General features: G+C 42.7%; 16 protein-coding genes. 13 read left to right on the top strand and 3 right to left on the bottom strand.

The window, feature by feature from the left end; translation table 11 throughout:
- Nucleotides 1–77: 77 nt before the first annotated feature.
- The 8 genes from DBT50_RS06170 (at nt 78) to DBT50_RS06135 (ending at nt 8494) form a co-directional block, all read left to right on the top strand.
- Complete coding sequence (locus tag DBT50_RS06170) at nt 78–986, top strand: DUF368 domain-containing protein (RefSeq protein ID WP_070559813.1); 909 nt, start codon at nt 78–80, stop codon at nt 984–986.
- 207 nt (nt 987–1193) lie between these two features.
- On the top strand, nt 1194–2087 hold the full coding sequence (locus DBT50_RS06165) for a DUF7916 family protein (RefSeq protein ID WP_111853086.1): 894 nt from the start codon (nt 1194–1196) through the stop codon (nt 2085–2087).
- A gap of 32 nt (nt 2088–2119) precedes the next feature.
- Nucleotides 2120–3604, top strand: a complete 1485-nt coding sequence (gene nagE / locus DBT50_RS06160) for an N-acetylglucosamine-specific PTS transporter subunit IIBC (RefSeq protein ID WP_070559816.1) — start codon at nt 2120–2122, stop codon at nt 3602–3604.
- A gap of 126 nt (nt 3605–3730) precedes the next feature.
- Nucleotides 3731–4300 (top strand): cell division protein ZapA, encoded by a 570-nt coding sequence (locus DBT50_RS06155; RefSeq protein ID WP_070559818.1) that lies wholly within the window; start codon nt 3731–3733, stop codon nt 4298–4300.
- Between the two features lie 15 nt (nt 4301–4315).
- Nucleotides 4316–4885 (top strand): CvpA family protein, encoded by a 570-nt coding sequence (locus DBT50_RS06150; RefSeq protein ID WP_070559820.1) that lies wholly within the window; start codon nt 4316–4318, stop codon nt 4883–4885.
- A 74-nt stretch (nt 4886–4959) separates the two neighbouring features.
- Nucleotides 4960–7347, top strand: a complete 2388-nt coding sequence (locus DBT50_RS06145; RefSeq protein ID WP_070559822.1) for an endonuclease MutS2 — start codon at nt 4960–4962, stop codon at nt 7345–7347.
- 158 nt (nt 7348–7505) lie between these two features.
- Nucleotides 7506–7820 carry a thioredoxin gene (trxA, locus tag DBT50_RS06140; protein ID WP_064292157.1) on the top strand — a complete coding sequence of 105 codons (315 nt, stop codon included), beginning with the start codon at nt 7506–7508 and terminating at the stop codon, nt 7818–7820.
- Between the two features lie 245 nt (nt 7821–8065).
- A complete protein-coding gene (locus tag DBT50_RS06135) occupies nt 8066–8494 on the top strand; it encodes a hypothetical protein (RefSeq protein WP_111852144.1) in 429 nt (142 codons plus the stop codon).
- A 76-nt stretch (nt 8495–8570) separates the two neighbouring features.
- On the opposite strand, the gene mgsA is transcribed toward DBT50_RS06135, so the two are convergent.
- Together mgsA and DBT50_RS06125 are read right to left on the bottom strand one after the other, a co-directional pair.
- Entirely contained in the window at nt 8571–9038 is a 468-nt protein-coding gene (mgsA, locus tag DBT50_RS06130) for a methylglyoxal synthase (protein WP_070559826.1), read from the bottom strand.
- Nucleotides 9039–9133: 95 nt separating this feature from the next.
- Nucleotides 9134–10354: a sodium/glutamate symporter gene (locus DBT50_RS06125; protein WP_083300498.1), complete on the bottom strand. Its 1221-nt coding sequence runs from the start codon at nt 10352–10354 to the stop codon at nt 9134–9136.
- 355 nt (nt 10355–10709) lie between these two features.
- On the opposite strand from DBT50_RS06125, the gene racE reads away from it, so the two are divergent.
- Genes racE through DBT50_RS06110 form a run of 3 tightly spaced genes read left to right on the top strand, consistent with a single transcriptional unit; the run spans nt 10710 to nt 12646 of the window.
- A complete protein-coding gene (gene racE / locus DBT50_RS06120) occupies nt 10710–11531 on the top strand; it encodes a glutamate racemase (RefSeq protein ID WP_070559828.1) in 822 nt (273 codons plus the stop codon).
- 3 nt (nt 11532–11534) lie between these two features.
- Complete coding sequence (locus tag DBT50_RS06115; protein ID WP_070559829.1) at nt 11535–12149, top strand: XTP/dITP diphosphatase; 615 nt, start codon at nt 11535–11537, stop codon at nt 12147–12149.
- Nucleotides 12146–12646 carry a metallophosphoesterase gene (locus DBT50_RS06110; protein WP_070559831.1) on the top strand — a complete coding sequence of 167 codons (501 nt, stop codon included), beginning with the start codon at nt 12146–12148 and terminating at the stop codon, nt 12644–12646. The genes DBT50_RS06115 and DBT50_RS06110 overlap by 4 nt, the downstream gene beginning before the upstream one ends.
- Before the next feature lie 157 nt (nt 12647–12803).
- On the opposite strand, the gene DBT50_RS06105 is transcribed toward DBT50_RS06110, so the two are convergent.
- Nucleotides 12804–13691, bottom strand: a complete 888-nt coding sequence (locus DBT50_RS06105) for a mechanosensitive ion channel family protein (RefSeq protein ID WP_070559832.1) — start codon at nt 13689–13691, stop codon at nt 12804–12806.
- Between the two features lie 167 nt (nt 13692–13858).
- On the opposite strand from DBT50_RS06105, the gene DBT50_RS06100 reads away from it, so the two are divergent.
- Together DBT50_RS06100 and DBT50_RS06095 are read left to right on the top strand one after the other, a co-directional pair.
- Nucleotides 13859–14377: a DUF948 domain-containing protein gene (locus DBT50_RS06100; protein WP_013668516.1), complete on the top strand. Its 519-nt coding sequence runs from the start codon at nt 13859–13861 to the stop codon at nt 14375–14377.
- Nucleotides 14378–14420: 43 nt separating this feature from the next.
- The gene (locus DBT50_RS06095; protein WP_070559836.1) at nt 14421–14915 is read left to right on the top strand and encodes a YtxH domain-containing protein; all 495 of its coding nucleotides are present in this window, start codon (nt 14421–14423) and stop codon (nt 14913–14915) included.
- Nucleotides 14916–14993 lie beyond the last annotated feature (78 nt).

The following is a 14993-nucleotide window of genomic DNA, read 5'->3' as shown; positions in this document are numbered from 1 at the left end:
ATTTTACCGAAAAACGGCCTATACGGCTGAATTTCGGTTATAATGGTGAAATTAATGATTAATTTGGAGGCATTTTAATGACTGATTCACATAATAATGACATTGAAAATGAAGACAAAGTCTTTTCAAAGGACTGGTGGTTACGCTTGGTCAAGGGAGCTTTTGTCGGTATTGGGGGAATCTTACCAGGCTTATCTGGTGGGGTTCTAGCAGTAATTTTTGGTATTTATGACAAATTACTGAATTTCTTAGGCAATATTACCCATAAATTTTGGCAAAATGTCCGTTACTTTATCCCAGTAGGTATCGGTTTTGTCATTGGGATTATTCTCTTTTCCTTCTTCGTTATGAAGGCCTTTGGTTCTTATGAGGCCCTCTTTACCTGCCTCTTTATCGGTTTTGTGGTAGGAACTTTTCCATCTCTCTTTAAACAAGCCGGGCAAGAAGGGCGAAGCACAGCCGATTACCTGGTCATGGGTCTGACTGCCTTGGCCTTATTTGCCTTAATGGTCTTTGGTGGCCAACATTTTTCTCACTTAACACCTAGTTTTGGGGTTTGGTTATTTTCTGGGGCCTTGATCGGTTTAGGCGTGATTGTCCCAGGCATGAGCCCAAGTAATTTCTTGATTTACTTTGGCTTATACGAAAAGATGTCAGCGGGAATATCTCATTTAAACATGGGCGTCATTATTCCTCTAGGCCTTGGTGCTATTCTCTGTGTCTTGGCCCTAGCCAAAGTAGCTAACTGGCTTTTTGACCACTACTATGCCAAAATGTACCACTTTATTTTAGGAACTGTGATCGGTTCTTCTTTAGCTATCTTTCCGACCGTGGTCTTTCCAGCTTTTACTCCAGAAGGGTTAATGGAAACAGGCTTGAGTTTTATGACAACTTTAATTTTGGCCATAGTAATGTTTGTGGCGGGGGTTATCTTCTCTTATTGGTTTAGTGGCATCGAAGAGAAATATTCACCCGATAATCGTTAAAATTTTTGAAAGGATGGATGAAACTTCCATTCTTTTTTGTTTACACTCTAATCCAAATCTCTTTCAGTGACAGGACGAAGCTCCTTTTTGTGACTGTCACACGCTTTTTATTATTAACTAAAAAGATATTGAGATGCTTACTTTTTTCAATTATTATAAATGCTGCAGGTAATTCAGATTTTTCTTAGATAGGTGGGAAGTCGATTTATGAAACGTTTGATAAGTGCTTTTCCCAGTGAAGTTAAAAACTTTACTAAGGATGAGCTCAAAAAAAGTATTCAAGCCAGTGAAGGCCGGATTATTATGGCTGAAACGGTGGTAACCGCTGCTCCTTTAATTGAGGGGGTAACCAACGCCGAAGTGATGACGGCTTTTGGGGCAGACCTCATCTGTTTGAATGAATTGGATGTCTTTCACCCCAAAATTAAGGGGTTTGAAAGCAAGCAGCCTGTGATTGAAGCCATTAAAGAACTTACCGGGCGTCCCATTGGCATCAACCTGGAACCCGTATCTGCTGACAGTCAGGTCCTCGATGAAAAGGTTGAAATTAGTCCAGGAAGACGGGCGAGCTCCAAAGCTTTCGCCACGGCAGAAGACTTAGGCGTGGATTTTGTCATGGTAACCGCTAATCCCTCGACGGGTGTGACTAATGCCGATATCTTAGCTGCCCTAGCAGCGGGCCGGCAAGCTTATTCTGGTTTAATCTTAGCGGGGAAAATGCATGGTGCCGGTAAACGAGTAACTTTGATTGATGCTAGCTTATTTAGGCAATTTATTGAAGCAGGTGCGGACGGGGTCTTGATGCCTAGTGTCGGCACAGTGCCTGGAGTATTACTAGAAGAAGCTCATCAAGCTTGCCAAGCAGTCCAAGCCCAAGATGGCTTAGTGATGGCAACTATTGGCACCAGCCAAGAAAGTGCTAGTCCAGATACCATTCGCTCCTTTGCCTTAAATAATAAGCAGGTTGGGGCGGATATTCATCATATTGGTGATGGGAGCTATGGACGAATGCCAGACCCCGAAAATATTATGGCCTTAAGCATTGCTATCCGTGGTAAGCGCCACACCTATTTCAAAATGGCTCAGTCCTTGAGACGTTAATTATTGAATACTAGAGAGAAAAGAGATTTCATATGTTAGATTACTTACAAAAAATCGGCCGGTCCCTGATGCTGCCTGTTTCCGTATTGGTAGTGGCCTCTTTATTTATGGGAACTGGCTATGCCATCGATGCTAATGCCTTACAAGGAAGTTCGAACGTTTTAGCGACTTTCCTAGTTCAAGCAGGTTTAGTCGTGATTAATAACTTGCCTCTACTGTTTGCTTTGGGAATTTCCATGGGGATTGCTGAAGATAATAACGGGGCAGCTGCCTTGAGTGGGGCGGTTTCTTTCTTAATGATCACCACCTTATTAAGTCCGGAAATTTTAAGTGGAATAACCGGCCAAGCCATCGACCAAGTTAACCCAGCCTTTAAGGCCATTAATAATGTCTTCATAGGAATTATTTCCGGGGTTCTTGCTGGAGAAATGTATAACCGTTTCCACAATGTTAAGTTACCCCAATGGCTAGGTTTCTTCAGTGGTAAGCGAGCCGTTCCTATTGTAACGGCTGCTTTGTCAGCAGTATTAGCGGTTATCTTACTCTTCCTTTGGCCCACTGTCTATGGTGGTTTAGTAGCCTTTGGGACCGGCATCGCTAACTTAGGAGATATCGGAGCGGGTATCTACGGCATTACTAACAAACTGATGATTCCCTTTGGACTCCACCATGCTGTTAATAATGTCTTTTGGTTTGATACCATTGGGATTAATGACATTGGTAATTTCTGGTCCAGTCAAGGAGAACCTGGGGTGACAGGACGCTACCTAGCCGGTTTCTTCCCGATTATGATGTTTGGTTTACCTGGGGCCGCCTTAGCCATGTATAAGAATGCTCGTCCAGAAAACCGGGCATCGGTTGCTTCCTTACTGATTGCTGGTTCTGTTGCAGCCTTTGTGACTGGGATTACCGAACCACTGGAATTTTCCTTTATGTTTGCCGCTCCAGCCCTCTATGCTGTCCACGCTTGTTTAACCGGCTTGTCCCTTTTTATTTGCTCAGCCTTACATGCAACCCTAGGCTTTTCCTTCTCAGCAGGTTTGATTGATATGGTCTTGTCTTGGCGGATGCCTATGGCTAATAACCAATGGATGATCCTTGTTCTAGGTCTAGCTATGTTTGTCATTTATTTCTTCCTTTTCGACTTCTTAATCCGTCGCTTTGATTTTAAAACGCCAGGACGGGAAGCGGTCAGTGAAGCAGACCAAACAGCAAGCCATGCAGCTAAGGACGCTAAGCAAAGTGGAGATAAATACCAAGTCATGGCCCAAAATATTTACCAAGGTCTTGGAGGAAAAGATAATCTTCAATTAGTAGCCAATTGCGCTACCCGCCTACGTCTTCAATTGAAGGATACAGATGCTATTGATGAAGGCAAAATCAAGGCTACCGGTGTTCCTGGCTTAAGAAAAGTGAATGAACATAATTTACAAATCGTGGTCGGTACCGATGTTCAGTTTGTTGCCGATGAATTAAAAGATATTTTAGAAACAGATAAAAGCCAAGATAAAGACTAATTTTATAAAATTGAATAAGGGGCTGGGATAACTTTCTCAGCTCTTTTTATTATTAAGGCAATGACTAGTCAAGCCCTCGTGTCAATGGTAGAATAAGGAGTAAATGTTCAGGAAAGGAGACTGTTCATGACTGAGTCGCAACAAGAATATACCGCTCATTTTGGAAAACAAACAGTAAAAATTGTTGGCAGTAAATCTGAAGAACATATTGAAGAAGTGGTTCGCCGGGTAAATATCGCCTTAAATGAAATTAAAAGCAAACCTTCAATTCTTTCAAATCAGAAAATGGCCCTCTTAGTCGCTGTTAATGCGACCTCCCACTGGCTAGAGAGTGAAGCTGAAATAGCCAGCCAAAGAGAGCAAATTGAACGCCTAAGCCGGCAAAAAGCCCGCTTAGAGTCTGAACTACAAGCCTTAAAGCAAACTATTCAACAACCTCATTTGACCGCTTTCTCTGAAGGAGGCAAGCTGATCCAAGCTAAAAGTCAACCTTCCTATAGCCAAGCTAGTCAAAACTTACTCCGTGAAAGTCAAAGCCAGGCTAAGGCGAGTGAAAATAAAGGGCAAAGTGGTAAAAAAACTTCAAAGCAGGCTAAAGCTAACCAAGGCAAGAAAAAAGCCGACCCTTCTGTGGTTTACTATGATCCCTTTGCAGCTAAGAAAGCCCAAGGCCTCTCTAAGACGCCCCGCGATTAGAAAGGAGGGCTTGGCTTGTCTAATACCACCATTACCTTAATCTTAGTCCTGATATTTTTTGCCTTAACCATTATGGATTATAGTCGCCGGACTTTTGGTGTGCAGCTCCTGCAGGTCCTATCCTTAGGAGTCAGCTTCTTTGTGGCTAAGGAGTACTTTTTACCTTTAGCGGAGAAGTTAGAATTGATTATCCCTTTTCCTGGCTATTCCATGACCAGTGACTTCTCATACTATCCTGATGCCGTCTTGACTAATATGGATGTGATTTACTACCGAGCCATGGCCTTTGCCCTTATTTTAGTGGGGGTCCAAGTTATTAAGAGTTTTATTCTTTACCTCTTCTCACCGTCTAAGTATCGAAAAGGCCAAGGAAAGGTTTTGAGCCTGGGCGGCTTTATTACTGGTTTTATCACTGCCTGGTTCACCTTGTTTTTTGTCTTTGCCATTTTGTCTTTACTGGGATTGGAAGGTGTCCAAGGCTTCTTAAGTCATAATAGTGTGGCCGAGTTCTTTATCCGCCGTACCCCCTTCCTTACCCATGAAGTCTTTAACTTATGGTTTGCCGGCATAGCACTTGCTATTTAACTAGGGGCTCTGACTTTGGTCATAGCCTCTTTTTTTATTAGATGGTCAGTTTATCGTGAAAAAGGAGCATCTCTGTGAATAAAAAAATAGAAAAAATCTTAGAATTCGATAAAATTACCGGGGCCCTAGCCAAAGAAACTGTGACGGCCCTGGGTAAAAACATAGCCTTACAGCTTAAACCCATGACCGAACCCGAAAAGATTGAGTCCGCTTTGACTGATGTCGATGAAATGCAAAGCATTGATGAAGCCCAACGCAGTCTGCCCCTGGGCCAATTAGTTGATGTGGGGCCTTTGATGAAGCGCTTAGATATCGGCGGCATCTTGAATGGCCAAGAACTGGCCCATGTGGGTCGGGTCTTGAAAAGCGTCAGTGAAGTCAGTCAATTCTTTAAAGAGATTGAGGATTTAGACCTTGACGTAGAGCAAATGCAAGGCTATGTGAGTGACTTTGCTAACCATAAGGACCTGGCTAAAAAGATTAACCAGGCCATTGCTAGTGATGGCTCTGTCTATGATGAAGCCAGCAGTCACTTACATAGTATTCGCCAAAGTATCAAGGCAGAAGAAGCCCATATTCGGATGAGTTTGGATAATATCATTAAATCCAGCCAAGCCGACTATCTGAGTGATCAAATTGTGACCATCCGTAATGACCGCTATGTCTTACCGGTTAAACAAGAATATCGGCGGAAGTTTGGTGGCGTGGTCCACGACCAAAGTGCCTCAGGTCAGACCCTCTATATTGAACCCCAAGTCGTGATGGAATCCAACAATAAGGTCCATAGCTTGCGGATCGAAGAGCAGGCAGAAATTGAGCGGATTTTTGCGGAGTTATCAGCCGACCTGGCTCCCCATAGTCATGAAATTGATCAAAATAACCAAATCTTAGGGCAACTTGATTTCATCCAAGCCAAGTGGCGCTATGCCAAAAAGCAGGGCGCCCACCGGCCTCTCATTGCTACGGATCACCAGTCTTTAAATTTAGAGGAAGCCGTTCACCCCTTATTAAATCCAAAAACTGCTGTAGCAAATACTATAAGCTTTAATGGCGATTATTGCATGTTAATCATTACCGGGCCCAATACCGGTGGGAAGACCATTACCTTAAAGACTACGGGTTTACTGCAGCTAATGGGTCAATCGGGGCTTTATATTACTGCCAAGGCTGATAGCCGCATTGGAGTCTTTGACCATATCTTTGCTGATATTGGGGATGAGCAATCGATTGAAGCCAACCTATCAACTTTTTCTGGTCATATGACTAATATTATCTCGATCTTAGAGGCAATTGATGACCAATCCTTAGTCCTAATCGATGAATTGGGTTCGGGAACTGACCCTAAAGAAGGGGCTGCCCTAGCGATGGCAATTTTAAACCGGCTTGCTCAAGTGGGCTGTACGGTTCTAGCAACCACCCACTATCCTGAGCTAAAGGCCTATGCCTTTGAAGAACCCAATGCCATTAATGCCAGTGTTGAATTCGATGAGAAAACTTTAACGCCGACTTACCGACTATTGATCGGTCAACCGGGCCGTTCTAATGCCTTTGATATCTCCCAACGCTTAGGCTTGGATCAAAGCATCGTGGACGAGGCCCGCTATTATGTCGGAGAAGAAAGTCAGTCCTTAAACGAAATGATCGATGACTTGGATAAGAAGCGCCAAGCCTATGAAAGGGATAACCAAGCCCTAAGCCAAGATTTACAAGAGGCTGACAGGTTACTGGCTGATTTGAAGAAGGCCTACCACGCCCTGGAAAATGATAAGATCACCTATTTGAACCGGGCTAAAAGAGAAGCGAATGACCTGGTAGCTAAGACCCAGGAAAAGGCTGATAAGCTATTGGGTGATATTAGAGAATGGCAGAAGAATAATCCACAGGGCCAAACCGTCAAAGAACATGAAATGATTGACAAACAAAAACAAATCGCTAACTTGACCCAAGAAGAGCAACAGTTGAGAAAGAACAAGGTGCTCAAACGTCAAAAACGCAAGAAAAATAAGGACTTGGAAGTTGGCGACGAAGTCAAGGTTATCCCATATAGTCAGATGGGAACCTTGGTGGAAAAACGCGAAGATAAACACTGGTTGGTTCAAATGGGCATGTTGAAGATGGAAATCCCCGAAAAGGACCTAGAGCTCCAAGAAAAAAGTCAGCCTAAGTCTAAGGGGAAGAAGGGCTCGAGTAGCGTACGGGCTAGTCAAAGTAAGAATATTAAGTCTGAACTCGACCTCCGGGGTATGCGCTATGAGGAGGCCATGACCGCTCTTGACCGCTATATCGACCAGGCTCTCCTGGCCAATTACCCCCAAGTCACCATTATTCATGGCTTCGGTACTGGAGTGATCCGGGACGGGGTACAGAAATACTTAAGAAATAATAAACGGGTTAAATCCTTCTCCTACGCTCCCCATAACCTGGGTGGCCAAGGGGCAACTATTGTTAAATTTGGCGACTAATGGCCTTTACTAAATAAAAGTAAGCAAAATATTTTGCTAAATGGGAGAACATGCTATAATTAAGCCTGAAAGTGAGGGGGAGGTCAGTAGCGACTCCCTGCCACTTTAAAGCATTGCTCATAGAGTGACTAATTGAAATAATTTGAGGAGGAAGTTAAATGGTACAAACATTAACTGATCAAAATTTTGTAGAAGAAACCAGTGAAGGTGTCGTTTTAATCGACTTCTGGGCAACTTGGTGTGGTCCTTGCCGGATGCAATCTCCAATTGTTGACCAACTCGATGAAGAAATGGGCGACCAAGTGAAATTTGCTAAGATGGATGTGGATGAAAATCCTGATACCCCACGTGAATTTGGTATTATGTCCATCCCAACCTTAATCGTTAAAAAAGACGGCCAAGTCGTTGAACAACTGGTTGGTTACACACCAAAAGAAAAATTGGAAAGTATCCTTGAAAATCATTTAGACTAAGTAAGAGTTAAAGGAGTGCTGCATTAAAGTGCGGCACTTTTTATTTTTCTGAGGATTTATTATTTAATTTTTGGGGGTAATCGCTCTAGAGACTAGCGGATTTGTTCTCAAATTTAAACTTTTATCTTATCACTCACTTTGAGACTTATGATTTTACATGAATGGATTTTTATTTATACTAAAAATAGATGGGAAAGAAAACTTTGTAAAGCTCAAAAAAGCATACCAATAAGGAGATGATCCAAATGGTTAAGTTACTTCGTTTCTTAAATGCAATTCCCCTTATCTATATCCTGGTCGTTTTTGCCTTGTCAGGTCTGGCCTGGGTAATGTCTAGTCCGGACATTTTAGAAGCCCTAGGAGGATTATTGATGTCCTTGGTAGTGATTTCCTACCCAGCTATCGGTCTATTATCAATTCTCCTGCTGACTTTAGGTCTTCTCGTTTACTTTAAGGAGGGGAGTTCTCAAGCCAAACAGGCCTTGAAGAAACACGCTCTCTTTCTTATCCTAATGAATGCGATTTATTACGCAGCCTTTCCCATTGACGACTTTTTGATGGCAAGAACCCAGTTAAATACTGATTTTGTCGTCTATGCTTTATACCTTTCAGTGTTTGTCTTGTCAGTCCTACTATGGTGGAATAACCATAACTGGCGGCAGGTTGATCACTAAAAAAAATAAGTAAAAAGAAAAAGTCAACTCGGATTCTCTCATAATTGAGAAGTCTGAGTTGACCTTATTATTTTGCTTAATCTTCTTTAAGCGGGCGGTTGACGCTACCATGGTTGAGGTTTTCGCGGATATCGCGGTTAACCTGACCATCGGCATAGTCCTCTCGCCAATTGATTAACCCAGCGCCCAAGCCGCGGACTAGGACTTCTGCACTGCCAATATTGGTCGCTAAGGGAACATTGTAGACATCACAGAGACGAATCAGAGCATTCACATCCGGTTCATGGGGCATGGCTGTTAGGGGGTCTCTTAAGAAAATGACGCAATCGATCTGATTTTGTGAGACTTCAGCACCGATTTGCTGGTCACCACCTAAGGGGCCAGATTGGTAGCAATGGACTTTGAGGCCAGTCGCTTGACTAACGCGTTTGCCAGTGGTCCCGGTCGCCACTAAGTCATGCTGACTGAGAATATCCTGGTAGGCCGTGGTCAATTGGATCATTAGTTCTTTCTTACTGTCGTGGGCAATGAGTGCTATCCGCATGGAGGTCTTCCTTTCCTGTGTAATAGAACATTGTTCATTTCTATCATAAACAAATTCCTAGGGAAAAGAAAGTTAAGTGATGACTATCCGCTGGCCTAAGCAATCAGATGGATGAAGCCGTAGATAGCAAAGATATTGATAAAATCAATAAAAAGGGCTCCCACGATAGAAACGGCTAGAAAGGCTAACGGGCTAGCACCATATTCATGGGTGATTTGCCGCATGCAGGCCATGGCGTTGGAGGAGGACCCCATCCCAAAGCCAATAAATCCTGCAGTCATCACGGCCGAGTCGTAATTTTTCCCCATAGTATAAAAGACAATATAACGGGCAAAAGCTAGAGTAACGACTGTTTCTGCCACAATAATTAAAAGCATGGGTAGAGCCATATCAATAATAGTCCATAACTCTAAACCCACCATGGTTAAGGCCAGGAAGAGATTGAGTGAGATATCCGAAGTCACATCCAGAGCGGCATCATCAAGGATAGGTCGTTCCTTGGCATCAGAGATATTCCGAGCGGTGGCTGCCACAATCATCGGCCCAATATAAACGGGGAAGGTGATTCCTCCCACTAATTTACCCACTACAGTGTTAATGATTTCGGTGACAAAAGTCCCCACAAAAATCACTAGTAAGGTGCCATACAACATATAACCAATCCGTTCAGCGGTTAAGCGTTGGTGTTGGGGATGGCGGTGGTAGCGGTTGCTGGTATTCGCCGATGCATTCTCATCTTTAGCGGATAGGGAATATTTTTTTGCAATACCTGAGGCAATTGGACCACCAGAAAGTGAGCCCAACACAATCCCTAGAGTAGCTGCAATAATCCCTACCGAGGTAGCATTGTCGTAACCTAAGTTGACAATGGTAGGAGAGACAGCTGCCGCTGTCCCTGGGCCGCCGACTAAGGCAGGGGAACCGAGCAAGAGGGCCAAGGGGCCAGGAATATCTAAGAATTTCCCCAAAACCAGGGCCAGAATATTTTGGATAAAGATGGCTAAAATGGCAATAAAGAGGAACTTCATCACCACACCCTTAGCCCGTGACAAGGCTTGGATACTAGCGGAAAAACCAATGGTGGTAAAGTATACCACCATAAATAGGGTTGACAAGGAAGTGTCCAAGTTAAATGTGACCAGGTTAGTCAAACGTAAAAACATGTTGACTAGGGCAAAGGCTAAGCCACCTACAATGGCAGGGGGCAGGGAATATTCTTCGAGCACCGGAAAGACATTGGTCATCCACTTACCAAAAAATAAGGCAAGCACTGCAAGGCCGAGTGTCTGAACGATATCAAAATTAATTGTAATCATATAATCGCTCCTCAATATGATTGAACATTGTATGTAAATAAGTACTTATAATTATAATACCATGTAATATAAATTAATGTCATTAATTATGTCATTTAATATATCATATTGATCTGCTTACTAATAAAATTATTGCTAATTAAATGCAGAGGAAAGCCTGTCAAATTGGGGCTTATTGGTAGATGCCCACTTTTAAGGCTTCAATAAATTGTAATAAAAATTAACATTACAAACACCTCCTTTTTGTTAAGCCAATTAGCTCTAACATTTTTAGCTAAGGGATTACTATAATTAGAAAAGTACTTTTGCTATAATAGAAGTATTGATTTGAGTTTTTATTGTTAGGAGTGTCGCCATGAAGCGTCCCATTGGTTTTCTCGATTCAGGAGTGGGTGGCTTAACTGTTGTCAAAGAAGCCATGCGGCAGTTGCCCAATGAGTCGATAATTTATATTGGGGATAATGCCCGCTGTCCTTATGGGCCCCGGCCAGAGGCAGAGATAAACGAATTCACCCAAGAATTAGTTGATTTTCTCTTGGAGCAAAATATTAAAATGCTTGTGATTGCTTGCAATACCGCGACAGCAGTGTCATTGGAGCGGATCCGCCAACGGGTGAATATTCCGGTCATTGGTGTTATCCACCCCGGTGCTCGTGCAGCCAACCGTTATAGTGAAAACGGCCATATCGGGATTTTGGCTACTGAAGCCACTATCAACAGCCATTTCTATCAGAATGTCTTATTGAACCATAACAAGCATTTAACCTTGTATCCTTTGGTCTGTTCCAAATTCGTGCCCTTAGTGGAAAGTGGCCAATATTCCTCGCCAATAGCTAAGAAGATCGTGGCTGAAAGTCTTTATGATTTAAAACAGACAGCTATCGACACCCTCATTCTGGGTTGCACTCACTATCCCTTATTAGCTCCACTGATCCAAAAATTCATGGGACCAGGGGTACGCTTGGTCAATTCCGGAGCTGAAACCGTGAGTGATGTTTCGGCAATTCTCGACCTCTATAATCTAGCGGAATCTTCATGGAACCCAGAAGTCGCCACTTATCAGTTTTATACTACCGGAGGGGTGGCCTTGTTCAAGGATATTGCCAAGGCTTGGCTACAAAAAGATATTCCGGTCAGCCGGATCCCCCTCAGTCAATTAGAAGCAAAAAAGGAGTAGACCATGGCTAATAATGATCTCTTAATCGCCACCAAAAATCCTGGCAAGGCCAGGGAATTCCAACAATTATTTGCCCCCTTAGGTTTCAAAATCAAGACCCTTTTAGATTATCCTGAAATCAATAATATTCCAGAAACCGGATCCAGCTTTTTAGAAAACGCTAGTCAAAAGGCCAGTACAGCAGCTAAACTCTTACAGGTTCCCACTATCGCTGATGACTCTGGCTTGGAAATTGAAGCTCTAAATGGAGAGCCAGGGATCTATTCGGCTCGCTATGCTGGCTTAGACAAGAATGATCAAGCCAACCGCCATAAAGTCTTACTAGCTATGGAAGATATTCCCGATGGCAAGCGTCAAGCCCAATTTACTTGTGCCATGGTCTTAAGTCATTCGGATGGCCAAGTCTATAAACATTATATTGGTCACTTGTCCGGAGAAATCCTAAGGGAAGAGCGGGGCAGTAACGGCTTTGGTTATGATTCAATCTTTTACCTTCCAGACTACCAAAAAACTACAGCAGAAATTGAGCCTGACTTAAAAAATAAGATCAGTCACCGTGGTCAAGTCATGGCCCAACTCAAAGCCGATATTGAAGCAGGAAAGGTGGAATTGCAATGAAAATATTACTAATCTCAGATAGTCATGGAGATAGCCAGATTCTCTCAGACCTCGTCGCACGCTACCAAGACCAAGTTGACCTCATGCTCCATTGCGGTGATTCTGAATTAGATGCTGGCGACAGTATTTGGAATGTGATCGAACCGGTGAAGGGAAATTGCGATTTTGGCCCCTACCAGCCTGAACGCATTATCGATACACCAGAAGGCCGGCTGATCTATACCCATGGCCACCTTTATGGGGTCAAGGCGGGAGTAGAGAAATACGCTGAATATGCCAAGAAACAAGGCTGTCAAATTGCTGTCTATGGTCACACACACATCATGGATGACCAGTTCCTTGATGGAGTGCACTTAATTAACCCTGGGTCCGTGACCTTCCCTCGTGGCAACTATCTCACTCCCACCTATGCCATCCTAGACTGGCAAGCTGGCCAGGAAGAAGTCACCTTCTACCAAAGAAACGGCGAAAAAGTCCCCGAAAAATTCCTGCCTTAAGGAGAGTGTGACAAGTGCACCAAAAGACAAAATTACAGAAATACCATTCAATAAAAACGTAATGCATGAAAAAGGCTGGGAAGATCATCCCAGCCTTTAAGATCTTGTCTAAAAAAATATCTTACTGTAGAAATCCATTAATCTTTATCATGGCTTTTTATTTGTCTTGGTTTTTAGTTTCTGTATGTTTATAATCGACACTAATGTGAGAGACAGCTCTTTGGGAGTCAGGTTGTTCTATGCCTGCTTCTCTTAAGGCATTGGTGAGTTCTTCATAGTACTTGCTTTGAATATCTTCCTGGCTGCCGTTTACACAGAAGAAGCGAATGCGATAAACGAGTTGGTGGTCAACATTTCGAGTCACCCCTAGTAATACCGGTGGCTTAGATAGGTTTTCGTCGGGAGCCAAATCGCCAAGACGTTTCTTAATGACAGCGACGAATTCATTAATATCGGTATCAGCAAAGTAAGATAAATCAACTTCACTACGGATAGGGTTTCGTGAATTATTGACCACCACTTCAATTTGGCGGTTAGGGATAAAATTCATAGTTCCGTCGAAACCACGGATAACAGTGGTTTTAATCCCGATCTTTTCTACGATCCCGCTGACTTGGTCGATTACTACGGAATCACCAACGTCTAGCTGGTGTTCTAGCAGGATGAACATGCCATTGACCATGTCAGTAACCAAGCCCTGGGCGCCAATACCTACTGCAATACTGGCTATCCCAGCACCAGCTAAGAGCGTGGCAACTGGTACGCCAAGAATGGCTAGGGTAGAGTAACCAAGCAGGAAGTAATACACGTACTGGGTAATATTGGTCAACAGGGCTTTCATGGTTTTTGACCGGTAGTTATTGTTGGAAAAACGGGCAGTTTTATCAAAGTAGGTATTAATCAAACGCACTGTAATTCGGCGAATGATGTATAGCAAGACCACCGTAAGAACTAATTGTAAGAGGGTAGTGAGTAAGTGGGATAAAATACTTTCAATATCGATATTGCCAAGATAATTGGTGAACCATTGACTGATGAATTGCATTGAGACTTTCCTTTCTTATTCATAGATATAGTTTATACGTTATTCCCATAAAGGTAAAGCCAAGCCACTGGAAGCGATTATATTTTGTATTATAGGTAAAAAATGGTATCATATAGGTATATTAAAAATAAGAAAGTCACTTAAAGATGTGAGGAGTGATGTATAGCATGACATGGAGTGAGATAGCGGCAATTATTGCTGCAGTATCCTTCGCTGTTTTAGTGGTTTTTCTTGTTTTATTTATCCGTCAATTGACACAAACGGTTAAAGAAGTTGTGAATACAGTTGATGAGGCCAATAAAACAATTGCCGTTCTCCGACGCGATGTCGACGGTATCTCAGTAGAAGCTCAAGGCCTACTTAATAAGACCAACCAACTACTGGAAGACGTTAACGGTAAGGTAGCTAAGGTTGATCCTTTATTCCAAGCAGTGGGAGATGTTGGAGTTTCCATTTCCGATGTGAATGATTCTACCCGCGATTTGGTATTGAATATCACCAATAAAGCGGATGAAAAAGTTGATCAAGCCAAAGCCGGTTACAAGAAAGTACGTCAAGCCAGTGAAAATAGCCAGGTTGATCCCAAGGTTTCTGGCTTTGAAAAGATTGGAAAATCAGCTAAATTACTTAAGAAAAAACGCGACATGCGTAAGGCTCAAGAACAATCAGAAACCAAGGCATTTTAGCCGAATAGTGTGAATGTGTGAAAAAGGAAAGGAAGTATATCTTATGTCAAATAAAACAGGTGCATTTTTACTCGGAGCAATTATTGGTGGATCAGCCGCTGCTGTAACAGCTTTATTATTCGCCCCAAAATCTGGTAAAGAATTACGTCAAGACATCAATGACCAAGCGAACAACTTAAAAGACACAGCGATGGACTATGCTGATCTTGCTATCGAAAAAGGAAACACTATCTACGAAGCTACTTCAGATGCTGCTAACGACATCCGCGTTAACTTACAAGAAAGTGCCGACACCCTTAAAGACTCCTTACAAGAAACTGGCCGTGTAGCTAACGAACAATACCACAAGGCTAAAGACGACGTTAAGGAAGCTTACGACTACACCAAGGAATATGTCGATGAAGCTGCTCAAGACGCCAAAGACGAAGCCAAAAAAGCTGGTAAAGAAGTCGAAGAAAAATCAAAAGATGTCGCAGACACCGCTAAAAAAGAAGCCAAAGACGGTAAAGAAGAAGCTAAAAACCAAGCTAAAAAATAAGGCTTAGGATAAATGAAAAGGAAGCTGGAATCAATCAGCTTCCTTTTTTATACTCGTTTTTAAATAAGACATTACTGA

This window comes from Aerococcus tenax, assembly GCF_003286645.3.
GTDB lineage: Bacteria > Bacillota > Bacilli > Lactobacillales > Aerococcaceae > Aerococcus > Aerococcus tenax.
This window is presented reverse-complemented; position numbering and strand designations above follow the sequence as displayed.

Bases quoted from the DNA above. Each gene is read 5' to 3' on its own strand.
- DBT50_RS06170 (WP_070559813.1), top strand. From the start codon at position 78: ATGACTGATTCACATAATAATGACATTGAAAATGAAGACAAAGTCTTT.
- DBT50_RS06165 (WP_111853086.1), top strand. From the start codon at position 1,194: ATGAAACGTTTGATAAGTGCTTTTCCCAGTGAAGTTAAAAACTTTACT.
- nagE (WP_070559816.1), top strand. From the start codon at position 2,120: ATGTTAGATTACTTACAAAAAATCGGCCGGTCCCTGATGCTGCCTGTT.
- DBT50_RS06155 (WP_070559818.1), top strand. From the start codon at position 3,731: ATGACTGAGTCGCAACAAGAATATACCGCTCATTTTGGAAAACAAACA.
- trxA (WP_064292157.1), top strand. From the start codon at position 7,506: ATGGTACAAACATTAACTGATCAAAATTTTGTAGAAGAAACCAGTGAA.
- DBT50_RS06135 (WP_111852144.1), top strand. From the start codon at position 8,066: ATGGTTAAGTTACTTCGTTTCTTAAATGCAATTCCCCTTATCTATATC.
- mgsA (WP_070559826.1), bottom strand. From the start codon at position 9,038: ATGCGGATAGCACTCATTGCCCACGACAGTAAGAAAGAACTAATGATC.
- DBT50_RS06125 (WP_083300498.1), bottom strand. From the start codon at position 10,354: ATGATTACAATTAATTTTGATATCGTTCAGACACTCGGCCTTGCAGTG.
- racE (WP_070559828.1), top strand. From the start codon at position 10,710: ATGAAGCGTCCCATTGGTTTTCTCGATTCAGGAGTGGGTGGCTTAACT.
- DBT50_RS06115 (WP_070559829.1), top strand. From the start codon at position 11,535: ATGGCTAATAATGATCTCTTAATCGCCACCAAAAATCCTGGCAAGGCC.
- DBT50_RS06110 (WP_070559831.1), top strand. From the start codon at position 12,146: ATGAAAATATTACTAATCTCAGATAGTCATGGAGATAGCCAGATTCTC.
- DBT50_RS06105 (WP_070559832.1), bottom strand. From the start codon at position 13,691: ATGCAATTCATCAGTCAATGGTTCACCAATTATCTTGGCAATATCGAT.
- DBT50_RS06100 (WP_013668516.1), top strand. From the start codon at position 13,859: ATGACATGGAGTGAGATAGCGGCAATTATTGCTGCAGTATCCTTCGCT.
- DBT50_RS06095 (WP_070559836.1), top strand. From the start codon at position 14,421: ATGTCAAATAAAACAGGTGCATTTTTACTCGGAGCAATTATTGGTGGA.